Origin of the sequence: Herbaspirillum sp., from assembly GCF_017744395.1 — a bacterium.
Classification (GTDB): domain Bacteria; phylum Pseudomonadota; class Gammaproteobacteria; order Burkholderiales; family Burkholderiaceae_D; genus Herbaspirillum.
The window spans coordinates 129,324-153,007 of the sequence record NZ_JAGIBI010000005.1 but is presented as its reverse complement, the minus strand read 5'-3'; the positions used below and the strand labels follow the sequence as shown (position 1 = coordinate 153,007).

22 protein-coding genes and 1 pseudogene are annotated in these 23,684 nt (G+C 65.6%); 5 read left to right on the top strand and 18 right to left on the bottom strand.

Features of this window, described 5'->3' with window-relative positions:
* Positions 1–7 precede the first annotated feature (7 nt).
* The 15 genes and pseudogenes from J7548_RS14385 to J7548_RS14315 form a co-directional block, all read right to left on the bottom strand.
* A pseudogene (locus J7548_RS14385) lies at positions 8–337 on the bottom strand (DUF1016 N-terminal domain-containing protein); the annotation flags it as partial.
* Positions 338–507: 170 nt separating this feature from the next.
* Positions 508–828, bottom strand: a complete 321-nt coding sequence (locus J7548_RS14380; protein WP_290975388.1) for a DUF493 family protein — start codon at positions 826–828, stop codon at positions 508–510.
* A gap of 151 nt (positions 829–979) precedes the next feature.
* Positions 980–1,828: a D-amino acid aminotransferase gene (locus J7548_RS14375; RefSeq protein ID WP_290975386.1), complete on the bottom strand. Its 849-nt coding sequence runs from the start codon at positions 1,826–1,828 to the stop codon at positions 980–982.
* 151 nt (positions 1,829–1,979) lie between these two features.
* Positions 1,980–3,725 carry an ABC transporter ATP-binding protein/permease gene (locus J7548_RS14370; protein ID WP_290975384.1) on the bottom strand — a complete coding sequence of 582 codons (1,746 nt, stop codon included), beginning with the start codon at positions 3,723–3,725 and terminating at the stop codon, positions 1,980–1,982.
* A 115-nt stretch (positions 3,726–3,840) separates the two neighbouring features.
* Complete coding sequence (locus J7548_RS14365) at positions 3,841–4,545, bottom strand: outer membrane beta-barrel protein (RefSeq protein ID WP_290975382.1); 705 nt, start codon at positions 4,543–4,545, stop codon at positions 3,841–3,843.
* Positions 4,546–4,731: 186 nt separating this feature from the next.
* Positions 4,732–5,385, bottom strand: coding sequence for an HD domain-containing protein (locus J7548_RS14360; protein ID WP_290975380.1), 654 nt, complete (start codon positions 5,383–5,385; stop codon positions 4,732–4,734).
* Between the two features lie 111 nt (positions 5,386–5,496).
* Positions 5,497–6,351: an alpha/beta hydrolase gene (locus J7548_RS14355; protein ID WP_290975378.1), complete on the bottom strand. Its 855-nt coding sequence runs from the start codon at positions 6,349–6,351 to the stop codon at positions 5,497–5,499.
* 109 nt (positions 6,352–6,460) lie between these two features.
* The gene (locus J7548_RS14350) at positions 6,461–6,817 is read right to left on the bottom strand and encodes a RidA family protein (RefSeq protein ID WP_290975376.1); all 357 of its coding nucleotides are present in this window, start codon (positions 6,815–6,817) and stop codon (positions 6,461–6,463) included.
* Between the two features lie 30 nt (positions 6,818–6,847).
* Positions 6,848–8,281: an FAD-dependent oxidoreductase gene (locus tag J7548_RS14345; protein ID WP_290975374.1), complete on the bottom strand. Its 1,434-nt coding sequence runs from the start codon at positions 8,279–8,281 to the stop codon at positions 6,848–6,850.
* Positions 8,278–8,595, bottom strand: coding sequence for a (2Fe-2S)-binding protein (locus tag J7548_RS14340; protein WP_290975372.1), 318 nt, complete (start codon positions 8,593–8,595; stop codon positions 8,278–8,280). Before J7548_RS14340 ends, J7548_RS14345 begins: the two co-directional genes overlap by 4 nt.
* Entirely contained in the window at positions 8,564–9,667 is a 1,104-nt protein-coding gene (locus tag J7548_RS14335; protein WP_290975370.1) for an FAD-dependent oxidoreductase, read from the bottom strand. The genes J7548_RS14340 and J7548_RS14335 overlap by 32 nt, the downstream gene beginning before the upstream one ends.
* Complete coding sequence (locus J7548_RS14330) at positions 9,668–10,471, bottom strand: ABC transporter permease (protein ID WP_290975368.1); 804 nt, start codon at positions 10,469–10,471, stop codon at positions 9,668–9,670. It lies immediately after the preceding gene.
* Positions 10,472–10,475: 4 nt separating this feature from the next.
* On the bottom strand, positions 10,476–11,384 hold the full coding sequence (locus J7548_RS14325; RefSeq protein WP_290975366.1) for an ABC transporter permease: 909 nt from the start codon (positions 11,382–11,384) through the stop codon (positions 10,476–10,478).
* Positions 11,381–12,433 carry an ABC transporter ATP-binding protein gene (locus J7548_RS14320; protein ID WP_290975364.1) on the bottom strand — a complete coding sequence of 351 codons (1,053 nt, stop codon included), beginning with the start codon at positions 12,431–12,433 and terminating at the stop codon, positions 11,381–11,383. Before J7548_RS14320 ends, J7548_RS14325 begins: the two co-directional genes overlap by 4 nt.
* Before the next feature lie 7 nt (positions 12,434–12,440).
* A complete protein-coding gene (locus tag J7548_RS14315) occupies positions 12,441–13,505 on the bottom strand; it encodes an ABC transporter substrate-binding protein (protein ID WP_290975362.1) in 1,065 nt (354 codons plus the stop codon).
* A gap of 133 nt (positions 13,506–13,638) precedes the next feature.
* Here J7548_RS14315 and J7548_RS14310 point away from each other — a divergent pair, with 133 nt between their 5' ends.
* Positions 13,639–14,568 carry a LysR substrate-binding domain-containing protein gene (locus tag J7548_RS14310; RefSeq protein WP_290975360.1) on the top strand — a complete coding sequence of 310 codons (930 nt, stop codon included), beginning with the start codon at positions 13,639–13,641 and terminating at the stop codon, positions 14,566–14,568.
* Between the two features lie 108 nt (positions 14,569–14,676).
* Positions 14,677–16,512, top strand: a complete 1,836-nt coding sequence (locus tag J7548_RS14305) for an ABC transporter ATP-binding protein (RefSeq protein WP_290975358.1) — start codon at positions 14,677–14,679, stop codon at positions 16,510–16,512.
* Here the strand turns inward: J7548_RS14305 and J7548_RS14300 are convergent.
* Positions 16,509–17,486 carry a LysR family transcriptional regulator gene (locus J7548_RS14300; protein WP_290975356.1) on the bottom strand — a complete coding sequence of 326 codons (978 nt, stop codon included), beginning with the start codon at positions 17,484–17,486 and terminating at the stop codon, positions 16,509–16,511. The genes J7548_RS14305 and J7548_RS14300 overlap by 4 nt on opposite strands.
* Before the next feature lie 204 nt (positions 17,487–17,690).
* On the opposite strand from J7548_RS14300, the gene J7548_RS14295 reads away from it, so the two are divergent.
* From J7548_RS14295 to J7548_RS14285, 3 genes are read left to right on the top strand one after another with little or no spacing between them, the layout of a single operon-like run.
* Complete coding sequence (locus tag J7548_RS14295; RefSeq protein WP_290975354.1) at positions 17,691–18,239, top strand: tripartite tricarboxylate transporter TctB family protein; 549 nt, start codon at positions 17,691–17,693, stop codon at positions 18,237–18,239.
* Positions 18,240–18,288: 49 nt separating this feature from the next.
* Positions 18,289–19,800: a tripartite tricarboxylate transporter permease gene (locus J7548_RS14290; protein WP_290975352.1), complete on the top strand. Its 1,512-nt coding sequence runs from the start codon at positions 18,289–18,291 to the stop codon at positions 19,798–19,800.
* A gap of 39 nt (positions 19,801–19,839) precedes the next feature.
* Positions 19,840–20,877 carry a 4-hydroxythreonine-4-phosphate dehydrogenase PdxA gene (locus tag J7548_RS14285; RefSeq protein WP_290975350.1) on the top strand — a complete coding sequence of 346 codons (1,038 nt, stop codon included), beginning with the start codon at positions 19,840–19,842 and terminating at the stop codon, positions 20,875–20,877.
* Positions 20,878–20,923: 46 nt separating this feature from the next.
* Here the strand turns inward: J7548_RS14285 and J7548_RS14280 are convergent, their stop codons facing one another.
* Together J7548_RS14280 and J7548_RS14275 are read right to left on the bottom strand one after the other, a co-directional pair.
* Positions 20,924–21,937, bottom strand: a complete 1,014-nt coding sequence (locus J7548_RS14280; protein WP_290975348.1) for a tripartite tricarboxylate transporter substrate binding protein — start codon at positions 21,935–21,937, stop codon at positions 20,924–20,926.
* A 201-nt stretch (positions 21,938–22,138) separates the two neighbouring features.
* Complete coding sequence (locus J7548_RS14275; protein WP_290975346.1) at positions 22,139–23,506, bottom strand: homoserine dehydrogenase; 1,368 nt, start codon at positions 23,504–23,506, stop codon at positions 22,139–22,141.
* Positions 23,507–23,684 lie beyond the last annotated feature (178 nt).

The window sequence follows — 23,684 nt, the reverse complement described above, 5'->3', positions numbered from 1 at the left end:
CGGAAGATTTGCCAGACACTGTCTGGCAAATCGGCCAAGTGAGGAAGAATGACCTCATTTGCTGTAAGTTCTGGCGACTGAACCCGCGCCCGAACTCCGCTGTCAAGTCATCAGACAGCCGCGCAATCAACTGCTCCCCATACCCCGCGCGCCGCCGCCCCTTCTGCTCGGCCTCCACGATACGGCGGCCGACCTCCCAATAACTCGCGGTCATCAGCGCATTGACGCTACGCGCAGCCGCATGCCGCGCAGTATCGAGCAACGCCACAATGTCGCCGTGAATACCTGTATAGCCGGCAGGCAAGGTACTGGACTTGGTGAGCTTGCTTTTTGCCATGATGATTCCTCGGAAAACACCGGCATATGTTGCGTCAGGCCAAGTCGTTAATGCGTTTGCGGCATCGGTTGATGACGTAGTTCAACAAACTTCGATCGAAGTCTGCAAAAACAAAAAACCGGCGCGCCAGGATGGCAACGCCGGGTTTTGTTTTAACAACGCGGTTCGTCTTACAACACGAACTTCACCTTCTCATGCGACGACAGCGCACGGTACAGGTTGTCCAGCTGCTCGCGGCTGGTGGCGCGGACCGTCAGCGTCAGCGACAGGTACTTGCCCTGCGAGGACGGCCGCATCTCCAGCTTGCCGGCATGGAATTCCGGGTCGTGTTCGACCACCAGCTCGACGATGGTCTGGGCGAATTCATCGTGCATGACCCCGACCACCTTGATCGGGAAGTCGCTCGGATATTCGATGAGGGATTCTTCGGTTGGGATAGGCATGGCAGTAAGCTCGACGTCGCCGCCGGCGTTCGTTTTCAATGTACCCATATGGGGCGCAAACGGCCGGTTTCAAGCGGGGGGAATGCGCGGGATGGGAATGCCCGCATTTTACGCCATGCTGCCGCGGACCGGCCCCGGGATCGGGCCGATAATGCGCATGGGCCGCACCGGGCGGCCCATGCAAACCAGCTGCGGTGGCTTACAGGCGCGCCTTGGCCGCCTGGTAAGCCGCGTAGATCTTCGCGTAGACCGGGCCCGGCTTGCCGCTGCCGATCGGCTTGCCGTCCAGCGTCACCACCGGCAGCACTTCCTTGCTGGCCGAGGAGATGAACAGTTCATCGGCGGCGAACACCTCGTCGCGCGCGATGCGGCGCGCCTGCAGCTCGATGCCCTGCTCGGCGCACAGCTCTTCCATCAGGCCGTAGCGGATGCCTTCCAGGATCAGGTTGTCCTTGGGCGGCGCGGAGATCTTGCCGTCCTTGACCACCCAGACGTTGGACGAGGAGGCCTCGGTCAGGAAACCGTCGCGGAACTGGATCGCTTCGAGCACATCGTTTTCGGCCGCGAACTGCGCCGCCAGCACGTTGCCCAGCAGCGAGGTCGACTTGATCTGGCAGTTCAGCCAGCGGCGGTCTTCCATGGTCACGCAGGCCACGCCGTTTTCGCGCACCGCCGCCGACGGCAGCACCATCGGGTTGGTCATGATCAGCGCGGTCGGCGTCACTTCCTTGGGGAAGGCATGCGCGCGCTTGGCCACCCCGCGCGTGACCTGCATGTAAATCATCTGGTCGTCCAGGCCGTTGGCCTGCACCACGCGGTCGATCAGGGCGAACCATTCGGCTTCGCTATGCGGATTCGGAATGGAGATGGTTTTCAGGCTGCGGAACAGGCGCGCCAGGTGCTGCTTGCCGCGGAAAGCCTTGCGGCCGTACATCGGGATCACTTCATAAATGCCGTCGCCGAAAATGAATCCGCGGTCCAGCACCGGGACGCGGGCTTCGGACAGCGGCGTGAGTTCGCCGTTCAGGTAGACGATGGGATCGTTCATGGTGGTTTTTTCCAGTGTGCGCGAAAAGAGAAACGGGGAAAACGGGCCGGCCCGATGCCGACACGTAAAGATTCTGACACGCGCAAGTGTACGGGGTTATGCAAAAACAGTATTGGGTTGCGGTTTTCGTTTGCCGCCATCCGGGCGGCGTTCAAAGCGCGGCGACTTCCACCCGGCACCCCTCCCCTTCGCCCAGCGGCACGAACTTCCAGCGCAGCGAATGGAAGCGCGCCAGCGTCTCGCGGTGGGCGATGCTGACCACCGTCACGCCGGGCAGCTCGCGCGGCAAGGCCGCGTACAGCGCCTCTTCGGTTTCCCCGTCCATGGCGCTGCTGGCCTCGTCCAGGAACACCAGTCCTGGCCGGTTCAGGAACACCCGCACGAAGGCCAGGCGCTGCTGCTCACCAGGCGACAGGGCATGGCTCCAGTTGGCGGCCTGGTCCAGCCGGCCGGCCAGCTGTGGCAGCCGGCACAGTGCCAGATAGCGCGCAATCGTCGCATCGTCGAAACTGCCCTCCGCCGCCGGATACGACAGCGCCGCGCGCAAGGTGCCGATCGGCAGGTAGCTGCGCTGCGGCAGGAACATCGCCTCGGTCCCGGCCGGCAGCCCGATGCGCCCGCTCCCATACGGCCAGATATCGGCGATGGCGCGGATCAGCGTCGACTTGCCGCAGCCGGACGGGCCGCTGACCAATACGTGCTCGCCCGACTCCAGTCGCGCATCCATGCCGCGCAGCACGGCGCTGCCGTCCGGCAAGGACAATTGCAGGCCCTCGATGGTCAGCGCGCTGCCGGCGTGGCGCCCGACCTCGATGGTGCGCGCCATGCCTTGCGCGCGCTCGACATCGGCATTGAAACCAGCCAGGCGGTTGATGCTGGCCTTCCAGCTGGCCAGCGTGGTGAAGGCGTTGATGAACCACGACAGCGCATCCTGCACCTGGCCGAAGGCATTGCTGATCTGCATCAGCACGCCCAGCGAGATGGCGCCGGAGAAATAGCGCGGCGCCGACACCAGCATCGGGAAGATCACCGCGAACTGGCTGTAGAAATTGACCGCGACATTGAGCTTCTTGGTCACGCGCATGATGCTCCACCAGTTGCCGCGGATGTCGTCCAGGCGCGCGGTGAGCTGCACCCGCTCCTGCGCCTCGCCGCGGTACAGGGCGACCGCTTCCGAATTCTCGCGCACCCGGATCAGGCCGAAACGGAAGTTCGCCTCGAAACGTTCCTGGTTGAAGTTCAGGCCCACCAGCGGCCGGCCGATCCACCAGACGACGGCCGAACCGATCGCCGCGTAAACCACCGCGAACCACACCATGTAACCGGGAATGGTCCAGGCCTGGCCCAGCGCGGAGAAGGACACCGGCCCGCTCACCGCCCACAGGATATGCACGAAGGAAAACAGCGTGACGCTGCTGGAGATGAAGCCCAGCACCAGCGACAGCGAGTCGGAAGTCAGCACCCGCAAGTCTTCGGCGATACGCTGGTCGGGGTTGTCGGACAGGCGCCCCTGCTGGCCCTGTTCGATGCGGTAATAGGCGCGGTGCGCCAGCCACTTGTCCATGTAGCGCTCGCTCATCCAGTAGCGCCAGCGGATCTGCAGCGCCTGCGTCAGGTAGACGCTGTAGATGGCGACCGCGATAAAGACGAACGCCAGGCCGGAGAACTGCCACAGGAGCGATTTGAACTGCGGGAAATCGCGCGCCTGCAGCACGTCGTACATGTCGCGGTTCCAGGAATTCAGGCGCACGTTGATGTAGACCATGCCCAGGTTAAGGGCGATGATCGTGAACAAGAGGCCGAAGGCTTTCCACTTCTGGTCGGAAACCCAGAATGGCTTGATCAGGTTCCAGATGGCGGCGCGGCCGGAGGGATTGGATGGCATGGTGGCGGTCATGGCGGTGGCGTTGACGATGAGCTTACCATCCAGATTGCCGCGGCAGACTTAAGGCAGACTTAACGGTACCGCAGGTGCTGCGGGTACTGCGGCGCGCCGCAGTACCGATGGCCGCTCAGAATCCGGCGCGCAGCTCGACGAACAGGTTCTGCTCCTTCAGGCGGCCGCTGTGCTGCTCATCGCGGCTGCCGCTGGCATTGTCGAGGAACAGGTTGCGCCCGGTCCGGTACTTGCCCAGGTCGACATGGCGATAACCGGCGCCCAGCGTGAAACGCTGGCTCAGGCGGAAGTCCATGCCCAGCGTTGCGCTCCAGGCCAGGTTGTTGCGCGTGTCGCTTTCGAAGCGGCGCGCCATCGTCCCCTGGTAACCCTCGGCCTCGATGCGCGACAGTCCCAGCCCCAGGCCGGCATACAGGCTGAACGTCCGGTTCAGCGGGAAATCCTTGTACGCATTGAGCATCAGGCGCTGCGAGCGGGTTTCGATGACGTTGCGGCTGTTGCCCACGAAGCCGTTGGCCGGGTTGCGGAAGCGCCATTGCGTATCGAAGCTGGCGTCGGTGGGCAGCACATATTCCGCTTCCACCCGCCAGTCGCCGGGCAGGCGATAACCCAATGCCAGGCTGCCGGCGAACTTGTCCGCATCCGATGGGCCGCGCGTGATATTCAGTGCGCGCGGGCTGTATGCCTGCTGGCCCGACACCTCCTGATGCGCATTTTGCAGACGCGCGGAAACGTAAAAATCGCCGTGCTTGTCCTGTGCGTGGACGCTGCCGGAGAAGCCCGCCGCCGCGGAAAGGGCCGCGGCCGCAGCCAGTGCCATGTGTTTCATTCCTTGCCTTTCATTTCTCGTTGAGGGAAAAATCGAAGGCTGGATTATTTGCCGGGAACGTCCCGCGAAACCCGGCAGGCAGGCGGCTTACAGCAATCTTCCGAATAAATCGTATTTACTTGATCGACAGATGGCAGAACGACGAACGCAACCCTCACGGATTGCGATATTGCCTATTTACAGCTCATTGACGAAAGCGTCGACAAACTGCCGCATCGTTTGCTGGCGCTGTCTGGCCAGCGCCGCGCCGGCAGCGGTCTGGAATCCATCCGCCAGGCCGAACAGTTTGGCGGGAAAGTGATCGAGCGCATATCGGCGGTCATCCAGCGTACGCTGCCGCGCCTGCGGATCGCCCGCTTCATAAAGCGCCGATCCCATGCGACCGGCGGTATAAAAGCAGCGCGCCACGCCGATCGCACCGATGGCGTCGAGCCGGTCGGCATCCTGCACGATCTTCGCTTCCAGCGTGCGCGGCGCGATGCCGGCCGAGAAGCTGTGCGCCTCCACCGCGTGCGCGACGGCGGCCGCGTCCTCCTCGCTCCATCCCGTTTCCGCCAGCAGCCGTTGCGCATGGCGGGCCGACATGGACGAGGCCTGGCTGCGCAGCGGCGAATCCTTCTCCACCCGCACGCAGTCGTGCAGCAGCACCGCCGCCAGCAGGATGCGCAGGTCGCCGCCCTCTTCCGCCTGGATGCGGCGCGCGTTGTTCCATACGCGGCAGATGTGGCTGAGGTCATGCGACCCGTCGCCGGCATCGTCGGCGATGTGGGATAGCAAGGCGGCGGCAAGATTCTCCTGAGGAGCGAAGGCGGAAAGCAGATTGGTGTTCATGAATGGAAAATCGGCATGAGGCAGATGTCGGACGGGCAGTATGCCTGAACCGGCCACCAGATGATGCCCTTGTCGGAACATCGCGCGTCTCCGGCATCCGTGCCGGATGCGTCAATCCCCCAGGCCGCGCCACAGGCCCGGCCATGCTTCAACCCAGCAGCACCGGTGATCGAAGCCGGGCTCAAGTCGCACCTCGGGGCGTTGCCCGGGCGGATAGCGCTCCGCATAGGCAGTAGCAATGGCCACGGGCATGACCGCATCCTTGCCGCCGACGAAATGCCGCTGCCGTACCTGCAGCAAGCGGTCGGCGGCATCCGCGGGATTGAGGGAACCGGTCAGGGGGGAAACATGGTGCAAGGCGGTCCAGGCGCGATGATCCAGATTGCCGGCCACCGTCACCAGCAAGTCGACGTCGCGCCGCCGGGCCGCCACCAGCGCGGCGATGCCGCCGCCGCCGGAATAACCGACCAAGGCCAGCCGCCGCGCGCCCGCTTGCCGCTTCAGGATGCCGATCGCCTGGTCGGTAGCCGCCACCACCTCCTCGGCGAAGCGCCGTCCGGTCCAATATGCCGGATCGCACCCGGCCGCCGCGGTCCCGGTGAATTGGCAGGGACGGGCCAGATAGGCGGCGTTGCCCCGCGGCTGGGCCAGCGCCAGCTTGAGCGCCATCGCATTGCCCGGCGTCGGATCGTCGGAAGGCTGGCTGGAATTCAGCCAGGCCAGGCCATCCCCTTCGATGTAGACGGTCAGGCGTTCATCATCGGCGCCAGGTGCGCTCCCGGCATAACGCGCCGGCCGCCATGCCACCAGGTCGAACCCGCCGGCGGCGATGCGCTCCTGCTGCCAGCCATGCTGGCTGGCCAACGCTTGGGCCGCCTCGCGGCGCTCGGCGGCGGAAGGCAAGGCGCCGCAAGCGGCCAGACACAGCGCCAGCGACACAGCAGGTAATACGCGCGGGATTTTCATCGATTTTCACTGGCATGACTGGCAAGAATGGGCGTTCAGTGTACGCCGGGCCGCTGCACAGCATAACCCAAGGGCGTCGCATCACCGCTGCGGAAAATCGATACCCGCCTTACCTGGCCGCTGCAGTCACGGCAATTTCAACCAGCAATTCAGGCAGCGCCAGTTTCGATTCCACGGTCGCGCGCGTCGGCGCGCAGCCTGCGGCCGTCCACTCATCCCACACGGCGTTCATGCCGGCAAAGTCCGCCGCGATGTCCTTGAGCCACACCTGGGCGGTGAGCAGGCGCGTCTTGTCGATGCCGGCATCGGCCAGGAAGCCGTCGATCTTGGCCAGTACCTGGCGCGTCTGGCCGGTAATGTCCTGGCTACGGTCGTCGGCAGTCTGGCCGCCGATGCTGACGGTGCCGTTGTAGATCACCACGCGGCTCATGCGGGCGTTGGTGTGAATGCGTTTGATATCGCTCATCGATGCTCCTTGGGAATGGTATGGAAAATCCTATTTCGGAAAACCGGCACGCTCGCCCTGGACCGGCGGCGCCGTCACGGCAGTGGCCAGTTCGCCCAGCGTCACCGGCTTGATCGGCGGGCGAATGCGGTAGTAGCCGACCTCGGCCACCGGGCGCCCCTGTTCCTCGGCCAGCAATTCGGCCACGGTCAGACCGCAGAAGCGGCCCTGGCACGGCCCCATGCCGCAACGCGAGAACGACTTGGTCTGGTTCGGGCCGACGCAGCCGAGCCGCGCCATCTGGCGCACCTCGCCGGCGCTCACTTCTTCGCAGCGGCAGACCACGGTGCTGTCGTCGGCCGGACGCCGGAATGCGTCGGCCGGACGGTACAGCGCATCCAGGAACGGGCGGATCGCGCCATGCCGCTCCAGCATGTGGCGCTGCGCCAAGGCGCGCGCATCGCGCTTGCCGGCGTCGAGCTTGCCGATGCGGTGCGCGGCCTGCAGCGCGGCCAGCCGGCCCGACGGCTCGGCCGCCAGCGCGCCGGCGATGCCGCCGCCGTCGCCGGCCACGAAGATGTCCGGCAGGCTGGTCTCACCCCACGCATCCAGGCGCGGACGCCAGCACAGTTGCGGCTCGTCCCACACATGCTCGCAACCGATCGAGCGCGTGACCTGGGTGTTGGGGATCACGCCCTGGTGCAGCAGCACCAGCGGCGTCTCAATGCGCTGCGTGCTGCCGCCGGCGCTGAACTCGACCGCCTCGGCATGGGCGGCGCCCAGCACGCGCAGGGCCGTGACGCCTTTGACGTGCCGCACGCCGGCGCGGCGGATCGCCCGCAGCAAGGACCAGCCTTTCCACAGGTAGCCCGGCGCGCGCAATGCTCCGCCGAGATGGCCGAGCGCGCGGCGGTAGCCGGCCGCTTCGGTGGTATCGAGGATCGCCCGTACCTCAATGCCGGCATTGATCAGCTGCCAGGCGAACAGGTACAGCAAGGGACCGCAGCCGGCCAGCACCGCCGGCGCCTGGGGCGCAAGGCCGGCGGACTTGAGCAGGGTCTGCGCCGCGCCCACGCCCATCACGCCGGGCAGGGTCCAGCCCGGCACCGGGAACGGCCGCTCCTGCGCGCCGCCGGCCAGCACGATCGCCTTGGCCTCGATCTGCAGCGTACCGCGGCAGGAGCCCTGGCGCGTCACCGATACGCGCTTGTCGGCGCCGATCTGCCAGGCCAGCGTTTGCGGCCAGTAAGCGATGCCGCTTTGCTCGAATTCTTCCACCAGCGCGCGCCCGCGCAGGTAATCCGACCCCAGAATGTCCGGGTTCGCCAGCGGCGAATGGCTGACATTGCGGTAAATCTGGCCGCCCGGATGGACATTCTCGTCCACCACCAGCACTTCCAGACGATGCGCACGCGCTTCCAGCGCCGCGGCGATGCCGGCCGGGCCGGCGCCCACGACCAGCAGGTCGACATGCTTGACCGTCATACCACGCTCCTCGCGCCGTCCATGCGGCGCACGCGCATGCCCTCGCGCACCGGGGTCATGCAAGCCTGACGGTTGGGTACGCCGTCGATCTCGACTAGGCAATCGAAGCACACGCCCATCATGCAGTACGGCGCGCGCTCGGCGCCCTTGACCGGGGTGGTGCGGCAGGCGGTCACGCCCTCTTGCAGCAGCGCGGCGGCCACGTTCAGGCCGCTGGCCACGCGATGCGGCGCGTCGTCGACGAAGATTTCCACGGTCGCGCCGCCGGCGCGCGGCAGCGGTTTAAACAGCGAATCGTTTGGCATAGAACTCATCCAGGATGGTGGGACGCGGCGCGCCGAGAATCCACGGCGCGATGGTTTCGCAATGGGCGGCGGCGAGCGTCACGCCGCTGTGGCAAGTGGCCAGGAACGCGCCCGGGTGGGAGGCCGATTCCTCGTAGATCGGCAGGCCGTCCGGCGTCATCACGCGCAGCGCGCCCCAGGCACGCACGATGCGCACGTCCTTGAGGATAGGGAACGGGGCGATGGCGCGGCGCGCGATGTCGGCCAGCACGTCCGGCGTGACGCCGTCGTCGAAGCCGACATCCTCGGCCGAGTCGCCGATCATCACCGAGCCTTCGACCGTCTGCCGCACGTAAATGGTCGGGTTCGCCAAAAACGGCTTGACCCGTTCGGTCACGATGATCTGTCCGCGCAGCGGCTTGAGCGGCGCCGACAGGCCGACCATGCCGGCCAGCTTGCGGTTGCCCAAACCCGCGGCCAGCACCACGCGCCCGGCTTCCAAGGTGCGCTCGCCCATGCGCAGGCGGAACGCGCCGCCCGCGGTCGGCGTGATCTCGCTGACGTTTTCATTGGGCGCGTATTCGCCGCCGGCCTGCTCGAAGGCGGCGAACAGCGCGCGCAACGTGTACAGCGGGCTGACGTGGCCGTCGTTGGGCGAATAGATCGCGCCGGCCACGTCCGGGCCGATGGCCGGCAGGCGCCGCTTCAGCTCGTGATAGTCGAGCACCTCGTACTTCAGGTCCGGCTCGGCGGCGAACAGGCCGCGCATGGCTTCTTCCTTGACGGCGAGCTGCTCGGGCGTCTCGGCGATGTTGAAGCCGCCGGGGCGTTCGAAACCGACCGATACGCCGGTGCGCCGCTTGAGCTCGTCGGCGAAGCCTTGCCAGGTATTGGCCGAGTGCAGCGACCAGCGCGCGTAGTTGGTGCATGACGAACCCTTGCCCTGCACCCAGACCAGCCCGAAGTTGCCGCGCGCGGCGCGCAGCGCATTGTCCTCGCCGTCGCACACGACCACCTTCTGGCCCCGCTTGGCCAGCCCGAAGGCGATCGCCATCCCGACCAGGCCGCCGCCGACGACGGCGATGTCACAGGTTTTCTGCATTTAATGGTTCCCTACCAGTACTTTGTTCAATCCGTAGATACGGTCCAGCAGCAGCATCACCGCCAGCGTCAGGCCGATGATCAGGGTCGAGATCGCCGCCACGCTGGGGTCGACCGTTTCGCTCATGTTCATGTAGATGCGCACCGGCAGCGTGATGGTGGTGGGCGAAGTCACGAACACGGTCGCGGTCAGTTCGTCGAAGCTGTTGATGAACGCCAGCACCCAGCCGCCCGCCACGCCGGGCAGGATCATCGGCAGCGTCACGCGCCGGAAGGTGGTCCAGCGGCCGGCGCCGAGCGAACGGGCGGCGCGCTCAGCGTCGTCGGCCTGGCCGGTCAGCGCCGCCATCACCAGGCGCAGCGCGTACGGGAAGATCAGCAGCGTGTGGCACGCCACCAGCGAAGTGAACGAGCCGCCCATGTCCATCAGCGTGAACAGCCGCAGGAAGGCGATGCCCAGCACCACCGGCGGGATCATCAGCGGCGAAAGCAGGAAGGCGTTGATCGCATCGCGCCCCGGGAAGCGGTAGCGCACTAGCCCCATCGCGCTGGGCACCGACAGCGCGGTGGACAGCGTGGCCGACAGCACGCCCAGCCACAGGCTGGTGCGCAGCGCCGACTTGAAGTCTTCGTCCTGCCACAGCGAGGCGAACCAGCGCAGCGACCACTTGCCGGTCGGGATCGACAGGAAGTTGTCGGGCGTGAACGCCACCAGGCACACCACCGCCAGCGGCGCCAGGATGAAGGTCAGGAACAGCAGGTGGAAGATGACGGCGAAGGCGCCGTTGCGGTTGGTCTGGTTCATCGTCTCACCCCAGCCGGCGCGCGATGCGCTTTTCCAGCATCCGGTTATAGCCGGCGATGATCGCCACGTTGGCGATCAGCAGCACCACCGCGATGGCGGCGCCCAGCGGCCAGTTCAGGGTGCCGAGGAATTCGTCGTAGGCGGTCGTGGCCACCACCTTCAGGCGGCGCCCGCCGATCAGCGCCGGCGTGGCGAAGGCGCTGGCCGTCAGCGCGAACACGATCAGGCTGCCCGAGAGAATGCCCGGCGTGATCTGCGGCAGCACCACGCGCCACATGACGGTCCAGCGCGAGGCGCCCAGCGAGCGCGCCGCGTGCACGCCGGCGCTGTCCAGCCGCGTGAGCGAAGTCCATACCGACAGCACCAGCAGCGGCACCAGCACATGCACCAGCGCCACCGTCACCGCGCCCATCGTAAACAGCATCTGCAGCGGATGGTCGATCAGGCCCAGGCGCGCCAGCACCACATTGATCAAGCCTTCGCGGCCGAGCAGGATCGACCAGCCCAGCGTGCGCACGACCACCGAGATCAGCAGCGGGCCGAGCACCAGCACCAGGCACAGCGAACGCCAGGGGTCGCGCATGCGGAACAGGAAATAGGCTTCCGGCACGCCGATCAGCACGCACAGCGCCGTCACGCCCAGCGACAGCAGCAGCGTGCGCAGGAAGATCGCGTAGAAATACGAATCGCCCAGGATGTCGGCGTAGTTGTGCAGCGACACCGTATCGAGCACGCCGCCGCCGTTCGGGTCGAAACCGTGCAGGCTCAGCACGAAGGTGAGCACCAGCGGCACCGCCAGCAGCAATACGAAATACAGCGATGCCGGCGCCACCAGCAGCCAGCCGTTGGCGCGCCGGCGGCGCGCGGCGGCGTCGGGCATGCCGGCCGCGGCAGGGGATCCGGCGGCGCTCATGCGCCCTCCCGCACCGGACGCAGCGCGTCGTCGGCCCAGTCCAGGCCGACCGTATCGCCGTCGCGCGCGGCGGCGCTGCCGTCGTTGGGCAACAGCACGCGCAGCTTGCCTACGTCCGTCTCCACCGTCACCACCCAGTGGTTGCCGTGGAAACTGCGATGGCCGATGCAGCCGGCAATGCGGCCCGCATGCGCGTCCGTCAGGCGGATGCGTTCCGGACGCAGGCTGAACGTCGCCGGCCCGGACTGCCCGCGGCCGGCCGCGACGGCGAAGCTGCTGCCATTGACCGTCAGCACGGTGGCGTCGCCCACGATGTCTAGTTGGCCGGCGATGAAATTGGTTTGCCCGATGAAATGCGCGGCGAAGGCATCGCGCGGGTCTTCGTACACCGCATTGGGCGTATCGATGCGCACGATGCGTCCGCCATTGAGCAGCACCACGCGGTCGCTGATGGCCAGGGCCTCGGCCTGGTCGTGCGTGACCATGAGCGTGGTGGTGCCGACCTTGCGCTGGATCGCGCGCAGTTCGTCCTGCATCTGCTCGCGCAGCTTGGCGTCGAGGTTCGACAGCGGTTCATCCAGCAGCAGCAACGGCGGCGCGATCACCAGCGCGCGCGCCAGGGCCACGCGCTGGCGCTGGCCGCCCGACAGCTCGCGCGGATAGCGCGCGGCGTGCCGCCCGAGCTGCACCAGCTCCAGCATCTCCTGCACGCGGCGCCTGCGCGCCGCCGCATCGACGCGCTGCATCTCCAGCCCGAACGCCACGTTCTGCTCGACGGTCATGTGCGGGAACAGCGCATAGCTCTGGAACACGATGCCGAGACCGCGCTTCTCGGGCGGGATCGGCGTCAGGTCGCGGCCTTCGAGCACGATGCGCCCTTCGGACGGATCGACGAAACCGGCGATCATCTGCAGCGTGGTGGTCTTGCCGCAGCCGCTGGGGCCGAGCAGCGAGACGAACTCGCCCTGCCCGACTTCCAGGTCGATGCCCGAGACCGCGACGGTGTCGCCGAAACGCTTGCCGAGATGTTCGAGACGCAGGTAGCTCATGGGACGATTACCGTTCGATCTGGCGGTTCCAACGCTGCGTCCAGTCGGCACGCTTGGCGTTGACCACATCCCAGTCGACGCGCAGCAGCTTGTCGATCACGTTCGCATCCGGCACGCGGGCGGCGACCGCCGCGGGCAGCTGGGTCTTGCGGTTGGCCGGCGCCACGCCCTGGCTTTCGGCCAGCACGGCTTGCGTCTTCGGCGCCAGGATCATCTGCACGAACTTCTGCGCCAGCGCGTCGTTGGCCGAATGGTCGACCACGCACACGCCCATGCCCAGCGCCACCGCGCCTTCCTTCGGATACACGAAATCGATCGGGATGCCCTGCTGCTGCAACGCCTGCACGCGGCCGTTGCCCCACACGGCCAGCGCGACCTCATCGGCCTGGAACAGCTCGGCGATCTTGCCCGGCGACGGGTCGAACGACAGCACATTGGGCGCGATCTGCTTTTCCATCGCCTGGAAACCCGGATCGACGTTGGCGTCGCTGCCGCCGTTGATCCTGGCCTCGACCAGCAGGGCGTGCAGGCCGTAGGTGTTCTTGATCGACGGCATCACCAGCTTGCCCTTGTACTTCGCGTCGGACAGATCCTTCCACGATGTCGGCGCCGGCCAGCCCTTGGCCTTGAACAGGCGCGTGTTGTAGGCGATGCCGGTGGCGATCAGGCCGGCGGCGACGGCGTTGCCGCTCTTGAACCTGGCGATGTCATACAGGTCCTTGTAGACCGGCGCATCCGCCAGCTTGCCGCAGAAACCCATCTGGACCGCCTGGTACATCGGGCCGTCGTCGAGGAAGGCCACGTCCATGCCGGCCTTGCCCTTTTGCGCCTGCAGCTTGGCCAGCGTCGTGGTGGAGTCGCCCGGCACGATCACCACCTTGGCGCCGGGATTGTCGCGCTCGAACACGGGGATCACGTCCTTTTTCAGCATCTGCTCGAACGAGCCGCCGTAGGCGCCGACGTACAGCGTGGTGTCGGCCTGGGCATTGGCGGCGCCGAAGACGAAGGACGCGGCCGCGAGGGCCATGCCGACGGCGCGGGACTTGCGATGGGTGGGGTGCGGAACCTTCATCTGGCTTTCTCCTGACTTTTGTTATGACGCGAAAATGGCAAACAATTCGCAAAGCTGCTGTGTTTTCAATAGAATCGTTCGCAGCACGACACCCGTCAAATCACATTTTTTGGGTCAGCCATACGCTAATGTTATGGATGGCCATCAGGAGAATTCCGTGAAGATTCGGCAACTTGAGGCCTTCCGCGCGCTGATCCTGAGGCAGACGGTCACGCGCGCGGCGCAGATGCTGCACGTATCGCAGCCGGCGGTCACGCGCCTGATCAACGACCTCGAGGCCGACGTCGGCTTCGCCCTGTTCGACCGGACCAACGGGCGCCTGTACCCGACCCCGGAAGGCATGGTGCTGTTCGAAGAGGTGGAGCGTTCGTTCGCCGGGCTCGACCGCATCGCGCAGACCGCCGAACAAATCAAGTCGCTGCGCCGCGGTTCGCTGCATATCGCCGGCGCCCCGGCGATGGCGCTGGAATTCCTGCCCAGCGTGCTGACCGGCTTCATGCGCGAGCACCCCGGCATCAATACGACGCTGCTGATCCACGCCTCGAGCATCGTCATCGACCTGGTGGTGGGACGGCGCTGCGACGTCGGCTTCATCGCGCATCCGCTGACCCACCACGGCGTCAACATCGAGAGCATCCACAGTGCGCCGATGCGCTGCATCCTGCCGCACGGCCACCGGCTGGCCGGCAAGGCGGTGATCACGCCGGAGGATCTGCGCGGCGAGTCGTTCATCTCCTTTCCCAAGGAGTTCGACGCGCGCATGCTGATCGACGGCCTGTTCGCCCAGCGCCGCATCGACCGCGTGATGACTTCGGAGTCGCAACTGTCGGCGGCCATCTGCGTGCTGGTGCAGCATGGCGCGGGCGTCGCGCTGATCGACCAGATCACCGCGCATTACGCGCGCGACCGGGTCGTCGTCAAACCCTTCGAACCGACCATCCTGTCGGAATTCGCGCTGGTCACTTCCAACCAGCATCCGGTCTCGTCGCTGGCCGGCGCCTTCGTCGACTACGCCAAATCACGGATGATCGAGATGTTCCCGGCCGCCTCGCCGGCCAGGTGAAATCACGATCGGCGCCGATGTGAGATGATGCGTCTTCACCTTTTCTTCTCCAGCATCGGCACTGCAGCGGCTCCGCTTCGCAGCAGGCCCGGCTTTTGTGGAGCTTGCATGTTCACCTGGTTCGAAAAACTGGTCCATCCCTATCCGGAAGACCACCCCTTGCCGCCTCCGCGCGGTTTCATCCGTTTCATCTGGTCCTGTACCCGCGGCGTGCGCGGCTACATCGCCGCCATGACCACCATGACCGCCATCATCGGCGTGTTCGAGGCGATGCTGTTCGCCATGATGGGCCACATCGTCGACTGGCTGGCCAAGGTCGAACCGGCCCGGCTGTGGGAGCAGGAAGGCCGCAACCTGCTCTGGCTGGGCCTGGTGCTGGCCGGCAGCCCGCTCCTGATTGGGCTGCAGACGCTGTACAAGCACCAGACCCTGGCCGGCAATTTCCCGATGCTGCTGCGCTGGAATTTCCACCGGCTCATGCTCAGCCAGAGCATGAGCTTCTACCAGAACGAGTTCGCCGGCCGGGTCGCCGCCAAGGTGATGCAAACGGCGCTGGCGGTGCGCGACTTCTGCATGATCACCGGCGATATCCTGGTCTTCATCGCGATCTATTTCATCACGCTGATCGCCGTGGTCGGCACCTTCGATCCGCTGATGCTGATACCCTTCCTGGTCTGGCTGGTGGCCTATGCGGTCGCCATGCGCTACTTCGTGCCGCGCCTGTCGAAGGTGGCGCGCAACCAGGCCGATGCCCGCTCGCTGATGACCGGGCGCATCACCGACGCCTACACCAACATCGCCACCGTCAAGCTGTTCTCGCACGCCGGCCGCGAGGCCGACTACGCGCGCAGCGCCATGCGCGAGTTCCTGGTCACGGTGAACCGCCAGATGCGCCTGGTGTCCGGCTTCGAAGTGGTCAACCACCTGTTGAACATGGTGCTGATCATCGGCACCACCGGCATCGCGCTGTACCTCTGGACGCAAGGCAAGGTCGGGGTCGGCGCGGTGGCGGCGGGCACCGCAATGGCATTGCGCCTGAACGGCATCGCGCACTGGGTCATGTGGGAAATGGCGGCGCTGTTCGAGCACGTCGGCACGGTGCAAGACGGCATCAACACGCTCTCGCGCGCGCACGATGTGAAGGATGCGCCCGATGCCAGGCCGCTGCGGGTGGGCCCGGGCGAACTGCGCTTCGAAAACGTCAGCTTCAGCTACGGCGGCGCGGCGCCGCGGCCGGTGGTGGACCGCCTGAACCTGGTGATCCGCCCGGGCGAGAAGATCGGCCTGGTGGGCCGCTCCGGCGCCGGCAAGTCGACCATCGTCAACCTGCTGCTGCGCTTCTACGATATCGAGGGCGGCCGCATCACCATCGACGGCCAGGACATCGCGCACGTCACGCAAGACAGCCTGCGCGAACAGATCGGCATGGTGACGCAGGACACGTCGCTGCTGCACCGCTCGGTGCGCGACAACATCCTGTACGGCCGTCCCGATGCCGGCGACGCCGAGATGATCCACGCCGCCGAGCGCGCCGAGGCGCACGACTTCATCGGCACGCTGGCCGATGCCAAGGGCCGCACCGGCTACGACGCCCATGTCGGCGAGCGCGGCGTGAAGCTCTCCGGCGGCCAGCGCCAGCGCATCGCGATCGCCCGCGTGATGCTGAAGGATGCGCCGATCCTGCTGCTGGACGAAGCCACCAGCGCGCTCGACTCGGAAGTGGAAGCGGCTATCCAGACCAGCCTGTACAAGCTGATGGAAGGCAAGACCGTGGTCGCCATCGCGCACCGCCTGTCGACCATCGCGGCGATGGATCGCCTGATCGTGCTGGACCAGGGCCGCATCGCCGAACAAGGCACGCACAGCGAACTGCTGGCCGCCAACGGCTTGTATGCGCGGCTGTGGGCGCACCAGAGCGGCGGTTTCCTGGGCGAGGAAGACTAACTTTTCTTATGGGACCTGGGGCCAGTCAGGGGCGCGGCCTGCGCCCCTGACTGGACGAAGCTGCGCAGCGAGTCCTTCAGGATTTTCATCGCCGGGGCCGGGAAGCGTTCGTTACGCGTGACCATGCCGTAAGGCGCCAGCTGGAACTTGAGGCGCACCGGCAAGAAGCACAAGATGCCGTCCTTGGCGTAATGCTGCCCGATCGAGGTCGGCACCACCGCCACCATTTCGGATTGCTGCAGCAGCGTGGTGGTGACCAGGATGGAGGCGGTCTCGACCAGATTGAGCGGGGTCGGTATGCCGGCCTCCTCGAACTCCTTGTCGATCAGCTGGCGTATCGGCGAAGCCGGCGGCTGCAGGACCCAGCCCGCGTTGGCCAGGTCGGCCAGCTGCAGCCGGCGTTTCTTGCGCCAGGAGCTATGGCTGCCGCCGACGATGGACAAGGCCTCCTCTTCCAGCACTTCGAAATCCAGGTTGGGATAGTCGCCGCGCACCGCGATATTGCCCAGCACCATGTCCACATCCCCTTTCTCCAGCTGTTCCAGCAGCACGTCGCTGGTGGACAGGTGCGTCTTGATCTTCAGGCGCGGGAAGCGGTTCTTGAGGTCGAGGATCGCATGCGAGAGCAGCCCCGGCACCGAGGCCATGGTGGCGCCGATGGAAATCTCGCCCATGCCGCCGGCCTCGCGCGTGACCAGCTCGTCGCGCAAGCCTTCCAGGTCCGACAGGATGCGCTGCGCGTAACGGATCACCGACTGCCCATACACCGTGGGCTGCACGCCGCGGGGCAGGCGTTCGAACAGCGTCACGCCCAGCGTCTCCTCGATTTCATGCAGCATCTTGGTCGCCGACGGTTGCGACAAATGCATGAGCTCGGCCGCCTTGCGCAGCGATTTCGATGCGTTCAATGCCGCGATCAGCGAGAGCTGGCGCACGCGCAGGCGGTTTTGCATGGTTTGGGACGAAGGGATCATGGGCGCTCGGAACGGGTCATGTATAGCCGGAGGGTATCACTGATTTCTATCTTTTAATTAGACAGGCATACCTCCAGGGAGCAGAATCCAACAGCGTCAAAACGCCTGCAGCGGCGTCGACCACTATAAAAATCAACAGGTCGGGATACCGGAACACCTCATCGGCAGCGATGGGATGCGTTCCGGCCGAACCAGGAGACAAGCATGTTGGACAACAATCCCAAACCCTCAGCGGCGCACGGGGATGGCGCCGTCTGCTCGATGCGCACGGCCGAACTGGCGCTGGCATCGCTGACTACCCTCATCGGCGCCGCCGTCATGATTGGCAGCTGCCAGGCCGGCATCGGCTGGACCGATACCGGTCCGGAATCGGGCCATTTCGCGTTCTTTGTCGGGCTGATCATGATCGTCGCCAGCCTCGGCACGATCTTCTTCACGCTGCGGCGCGGCAAGACATCTTCCGGGCAGGATGAGGCGTTCATCGCGCGCGCGCCCTTGCGCCATGTGCTGGCGATGTTCATCCCGATGTGCGTCTATGTCGTCGCCATCCGCCTGCTGGGCATGTACCTGGCGTCGACCTTGTTCATCGCCTGGTTCATGGTGCGCGCCAACGATGCCCGGCGCGCCAGCTGGTGGCGCGTCGCGCTGGTCTCGGTCGGCACCCTGGTGGTGGTGTACCTGGTGTTCGAGCGCTGGTTCAACGTCCCGCTGTACGCCGGCCCGCTGGCGGAAATGCTCGGCCTGGCGTCCTGAACGGCCTGCCAAGCCCTATTGCCAATCCTGACAAAGAAACGGAAGCAAGATGCAAGAACTGGACGCATTGCTGCATGGCATGGCCATCATCTCGACTCCCTATCACCTGATGCTGATGGTCGCCGGCGTCTTGCTGGGCATCCTGGTCGGCGTCCTGCCGGGGCTGGGCGCGCCCAACGGGGTGACCCTGCTGCTGCCGCTGACCTTCACCATGCCGCCGCACTCGGCCATCGTGCTGCTGTCGTGCATGTACTGGGGCGCGCTGTTCGGCGGCTCGATCACCTCGATCCTGTTCAACATCCCGGGCGAGCCGTCCTCGGTCGCCACGACCTTCGACGGTTATCCCCTGGCCAAGCAGGGGCGCGCGGCCGAGGCGCTGACGGCCGCGTTCAGCTCGGCGCTGCTGGGCGCGCTGGTGGGCGTGCTGCTCATTACCTTCCTGTCCGGGTCGATCGCCAAGTTCGCAATGCGCTTCAGCTCCCCCGAATTCTTCGCGGTCTACCTGCTGGCGTTTTGCAGCTTCATCGGCATGGGCAAGAACCCGCCGCTCAAGACCACGGTGTCGATGATGATCGGGTTCGCGCTGGCGGCGATCGGCATGGATACCATCTCCGGCAACCTGCGCCTGACCTTCGACCTGCCGGTGCTGATGAACGGCATCAGCTTTGAGATCGTGGTCATCGGCCTGTTCGGCATCGGCGAAATCCTGGTGACGGTGGAAGAAGGCCTGGTGTTCCGCGGCGAGCATGCGCGCATCAGCCTGAAGATCGTGCTGCAGACCTGGGCGCGCCTGCCGAAATACTGGCTCACCCTGCTGCGCAGCGCGGCCATCGGCTGCTGGATGGGCATCACGCCGGGCGGCCCGACGGCGGCCTCGTTCATGAGCTACAGCACCGCGAAAAAGATGTCCAAGCATCCGGAGCGTTACGGCAAGGGCGAGATGGATGGCGTGATCGCGCCCGAAACCGCGGACCACGCGGCCGGCACCAGCGCCTTGCTGCCGATGCTGACCCTGGGCATTCCCGGTTCGGCGACGGCGGCGGTGATGCTGGGCGGCCTGATGATCTGGGGGCTGCAGCCGGGGCCGATGCTGTTCGTCGAGCAAAAGGATTTCGTCTGGAGCCTGATCGCCAGCATGTACCTGGGCAATGTGGTGAGCCTGATCGTCGTGCTGGCCACGGTGCCCTTCTTCGCGGCGATCCTGCGCGTGCCGTTTTCCATCATCGCGCCGATCATCATCATGGTCTGCACCATCGGCGCCTACTCGGTGCACAGCTCGATGTTCGACGTCGGCGTAATGCTCTTTTTCGGCGTGCTCGGCTACCTGTTCAAGAAGCTCGGCTACCCGATCGCGCCGCTGGTGCTGGCCGCGGTGCTGGGCGACAAGGCCGAGGCCGCGTTCCGCCAGTCGATGCTGTTCTCCGACGGCAAGCTGTCCGTGTTCTGGTCCAACCCGCTGGTCGGCACCATGACCACGGTCGCGCTGCTGCTGGCGTTCTGGCCGCTGCTGGGACGCGCCTTCAAGCCGGTGCTGCGCCGCCTGCGGCATGGCATCGCCTGACTCTTTTTTGTTGACCCTCCTCGCTTCCTGAAAGACCACATGCATACCACCAACAAACCGCGCCTGGCCATGGTGCTGGGCGACCCTGCCGGCATCGGCCCCGAACTGATCGCCAGGCTGCTGGGCGACCGCACCCGCGCCGGCGCCGCCGATATCCTGCTGATCGCCGACAAGGACGAGTTCGAAAACGGCATGCGCATCGCCGATACCCGCGTGGACTACACCGAGATCGCCGATCTGGAGACGCTCGATTTCTCATCGGGAAAGCCGCTGTTCTACCACTACCGCGGCGCCGCCCAGGCGCCCTTCGAACGCGCCGCCTCCACCAGCAACGGCGGCCGCTACAGCCTCGACACGCTGGCGCTGGCCATCGACATGACGCGCCAGGGCAAGACCGATGCGGTGCTGTTCGGCCCGCTCAACAAGAAGTCGCTGCACATGGCGGGCATGCAGCACAACGACGAGCTGCACTGGATCAAGGAGACGCTGGGCCACGCCGGCCCCTGCTGCGAATTCAATGTGCTGGACGGCTTGTGGACCTCCCGCGTCACCTCGCATATCGCGCTCAAGGAAGTCGCCTCCCGGATCACCGAAGAAGGCGTGATCGAAGCCATCCGCCTGATCGATACCGAGCTGCGGCGCAGCGGCGTGGCGGCGCCGCGCATCGCGGTGTGCGGCCTGAACCCGCACAACGGCGACAACGGCTCATTCGGCCGCGAAGAGCTCGACATCATCGGCCCGGCCGTGGAACGAGCCCGCGGCATGGGCTTGCCGGCCGACGGCCCGTTCCCGGCCGATACCATCTTCCTGAAAGTACAGGGCGAGCGCCGCGACTATGACGCGGTGGTGACGATGTACCACGACCAGGGCCAGATCGCGATCAAGCTGATGGGCTTCTGGCGCGGCGTGACCGTGCAGGGCGGCCTGCCGATCCCGATCACCACCCCGGCGCACGGCACGGCCTTCGATATCGTCGGCCTGGGACGCGCCAATGTCGGCGCCACGGTACAGGCATTCGAACTGGCTTGCCGCATGGGCTCGGCGCAGCGCGAAGGAAAACGGGACCGCCTCAGATGACTTGAGGCGATCCCGTATCAGGTTGCAGGCTGGTGACGAAACTTACTTATTTCACGAGCCAGCCTGCCGTGCTGAAGATCGAGCGGGCCTTGGCTTCATCGCTCTCGATGTACTTCTTGAACTCCCCACCGCTCATGAATTGCTGCTGCAAGGCGTTGACGTTCAGGTAGGCTTTCCATTCCTGGGTTTCCGACACACGCTTGAGCAGCTTGACGTAGAAGTCCACCTGCTCGGGCGTGGCGCCGGCCGACATGTAGACCGCGCGCGGCATGTGGTAGTCGTCGATGTTGGCGCCGGAGTCGCGGCAGGTCGGGATATCGCCCCATGACATGGTCGCCGTCACCTTCTCGGTGTAGCGCATCCGCTCCTTCGAAAACACGCACAGTGGACGCACCTGGCCGGCGCGCCATTGGGAAATGTTTTCGTTCGGATTGTTCAGGTTGGCCGAGACGTGCTTGCCGGCCAGTTGCGTCGCCACCTCATTGCCGCTCTTGAAGGGGATGTAGGTCAGCTTGAGGTTGTTGGCCTTGTTGATCAGTTCGTTGAGCGTCTGGTCGGTATCCTTGGACTGCGCGCCGCCCATGCGGAAGGCCGACGGATTGGCGCGGGCGGCGTCGAGGAATTCCTTGGCCGTCTTGTAGGGCGCATCCTCCGGCACCCACAGCAGGAACTCATCCTGCGCCATCAACGCCACCGGCACCAGCTGCTCGAACTTGTACGGCAGCTTCACCACCAGCGGCAGCAGGTAGGCATTGTTGGTGCCGAAGACGATCTTGTTGGGATCGCCCTTGGCGCCCGCGATTTCGACGAAAGCCTCGGCGCCCGAACCGCCGGCCTTGTTCAGCACGACGATGTTCTGGTCCATCAGCTTGTGCTTGACGATGATGGATTGCACCAGTCGGGCGAACTGGTCGGTGCCGCCTCCGGCCCCCGAAGGCACATAGAACTCGACCGGCTTGGCCGGTTTCCATTCCGCCGCCTGCAGGCCTGCGCTCAAGGACATCGCCAGCGACAGCAGCGCTACATGTTTCCATTGGCGTTTCTTGCTTGTGTTGACCACGTTTGTCTCCTTTGGTTGGTTTTTTTTAAGGCTACCCTGAGCAAGTCCCCGTGATGTGACGCTCCCGGTTTGGGATGGGATGCAAGGCGCAAACCACAGCCGGGCTGGTAGCCCGGCGAGGATTTGCAACGCCGCAGACCGCCCAAAACGGGGGCGGCACGCACGGGGACTTGCTCAGGGTAGCCTTGACAGTCTCCCGGATCAGGCCGGGAGCTGCTTCCATGCATCGTACAACGCTGAGCCGTCGAGTTCGAGGGCCTCGACGGTGATGTCGGCGCCACGCGCCACATTGGTTCGCAAGCGCTTGTTGGCGGCGAGATAGAACGGTGCCTTGCCGCCGGCTTCGGTAGCCGGCACCAGCAAGGGCGCGATATCGGAGATATGGTGCTGGTGGCCGCCCATGCTGAGCACCTCCCCTGCCTTGAAATCGCGCTGCGCGCGCGCCAGCATGACCGCATGCACCGCCTGCTTGTCGCTGCCCGAGGGGCGGCTGTGCAGCACCGCCGAGAACAGGCTCATCAAGCTCTCCAGGCCCATCAGGTGATACGGCAGGTAGATGCAGGCGTACTGGCGGCGGCGGCTGACCACGTGGCCCTTTTGCTGCAGCAGCTTCCAGACCGTCTCGTCGATGCAGCGCACGACGATGAAGACGCCGCCGCCGAAACTGGCTTCGTCATGGCGCCGCAGGCAATTGAAGACGTCCACCACGCCGACGCGGTCGAGGATGCCGCCGTCCTCGCGCGGGATGAAGACATCGGCCAATTCCGAAATGCGGCACAGCGGATAGTTGAGCGCATCGCGGGCCGGCAGCAGGCCGGTCGAATTGCACACGACATTGAGTTCGCAATAGTCCGGCGTGGCGCTTTGCGGCAGCGCGGCCAGCGCCGCGCTGCGCTGCGCCAGCCGGGCCGGAATATCGTCGCCGAGCTCCCACAGCGCATCGAGGCCGTCGACCGCATGGCGCTGCTCGGTGTATTCGATCTGGCGCTCGCCGGCGTGGTAGATGTAGTCGTATTCGCTGGATTTGCCGGCGGCGACGATGTCGAACCCGAGCAGGCGCGCCCAGGTGACAAGGCCGATCAGGTTGCTGGGCTGGTCGCCGTCGACGGTGGTATAGACGACGCCATGCTCCAGCGCCAGCCGGTTCAGGTACGGTCCCACCGCCGAATCGGTTTCCTTGGTCACCATGGCGACGTGGACGCCGCGGGAAATGGCGGCGGTAGCGATGCTGACGCTGACCTCGGGCTGGCCGGTGGCCTCGACGACGATATCGAGCGCGACGCCATCCAGCAAGGCGTGGTCGCCGACCAGCACGATCTTGCCCGCGGCCGCCGCGGCGCGTACCTGCGCTTGGTCGCGGCAGATGCCGACCGATGCGGCCGGGATGCCGAGCGTTTCCAGCATCGCCAGGGTGCCTTCCAGGTCCAGGTCGCATAGCGCCGCGATCTCGATGTTGGCGACGGCGCGGCACTGTACCAGCAAGGTACGGGAGAAGCCGCCGTTGGCGCCGGTCAGCGCGATCCTGATGCGCCGGTCTTGCAATTCCTTGAACAGCAATTCGTAATTCATGGTGGGTATGTGGCCGGTTGTAGTTCCCGCTTGCCGATGCTGCCGGCGCCGACGAACATCGCAAGCAAGTTCTTGTGGTTGATCTCGGTAGGTGATTCTGCGGGCAGGCCTGGTGACTGTCTATTCACCAGTTTGAATGCGTCGATAGCCTCCGGTTATAACGGCAGAAAAACAAAGG

Bases quoted from the DNA above. Each gene is read 5' to 3' on its own strand.
- J7548_RS14380 (WP_290975388.1), bottom strand. From the start codon at position 828: ATGGGTACATTGAAAACGAACGCCGGCGGCGACGTCGAGCTTACTGCC.
- J7548_RS14375 (WP_290975386.1), bottom strand. From the start codon at position 1,828: ATGAACGATCCCATCGTCTACCTGAACGGCGAACTCACGCCGCTGTCC.
- J7548_RS14370 (WP_290975384.1), bottom strand. From the start codon at position 3,725: ATGACCGCCACCATGCCATCCAATCCCTCCGGCCGCGCCGCCATCTGG.
- J7548_RS14365 (WP_290975382.1), bottom strand. From the start codon at position 4,545: ATGGCACTGGCTGCGGCCGCGGCCCTTTCCGCGGCGGCGGGCTTCTCC.
- J7548_RS14360 (WP_290975380.1), bottom strand. From the start codon at position 5,385: ATGAACACCAATCTGCTTTCCGCCTTCGCTCCTCAGGAGAATCTTGCC.
- J7548_RS14355 (WP_290975378.1), bottom strand. From the start codon at position 6,351: ATGAAAATCCCGCGCGTATTACCTGCTGTGTCGCTGGCGCTGTGTCTG.
- J7548_RS14350 (WP_290975376.1), bottom strand. From the start codon at position 6,817: ATGAGCGATATCAAACGCATTCACACCAACGCCCGCATGAGCCGCGTG.
- J7548_RS14345 (WP_290975374.1), bottom strand. From the start codon at position 8,281: ATGACGGTCAAGCATGTCGACCTGCTGGTCGTGGGCGCCGGCCCGGCC.
- J7548_RS14340 (WP_290975372.1), bottom strand. From the start codon at position 8,595: ATGAGTTCTATGCCAAACGATTCGCTGTTTAAACCGCTGCCGCGCGCC.
- J7548_RS14335 (WP_290975370.1), bottom strand. From the start codon at position 9,667: ATGCAGAAAACCTGTGACATCGCCGTCGTCGGCGGCGGCCTGGTCGGG.
- J7548_RS14330 (WP_290975368.1), bottom strand. From the start codon at position 10,471: ATGAACCAGACCAACCGCAACGGCGCCTTCGCCGTCATCTTCCACCTG.
- J7548_RS14325 (WP_290975366.1), bottom strand. From the start codon at position 11,384: ATGAGCGCCGCCGGATCCCCTGCCGCGGCCGGCATGCCCGACGCCGCC.
- J7548_RS14320 (WP_290975364.1), bottom strand. From the start codon at position 12,433: ATGAGCTACCTGCGTCTCGAACATCTCGGCAAGCGTTTCGGCGACACC.
- J7548_RS14315 (WP_290975362.1), bottom strand. From the start codon at position 13,505: ATGAAGGTTCCGCACCCCACCCATCGCAAGTCCCGCGCCGTCGGCATG.
- J7548_RS14310 (WP_290975360.1), top strand. From the start codon at position 13,639: ATGGATGGCCATCAGGAGAATTCCGTGAAGATTCGGCAACTTGAGGCC.
- J7548_RS14305 (WP_290975358.1), top strand. From the start codon at position 14,677: ATGTTCACCTGGTTCGAAAAACTGGTCCATCCCTATCCGGAAGACCAC.
- J7548_RS14300 (WP_290975356.1), bottom strand. From the start codon at position 17,486: ATGATCCCTTCGTCCCAAACCATGCAAAACCGCCTGCGCGTGCGCCAG.
- J7548_RS14295 (WP_290975354.1), top strand. From the start codon at position 17,691: ATGTTGGACAACAATCCCAAACCCTCAGCGGCGCACGGGGATGGCGCC.
- J7548_RS14290 (WP_290975352.1), top strand. From the start codon at position 18,289: ATGCAAGAACTGGACGCATTGCTGCATGGCATGGCCATCATCTCGACT.
- J7548_RS14285 (WP_290975350.1), top strand. From the start codon at position 19,840: ATGCATACCACCAACAAACCGCGCCTGGCCATGGTGCTGGGCGACCCT.
- J7548_RS14275 (WP_290975346.1), bottom strand. From the start codon at position 23,506: ATGAATTACGAATTGCTGTTCAAGGAATTGCAAGACCGGCGCATCAGG.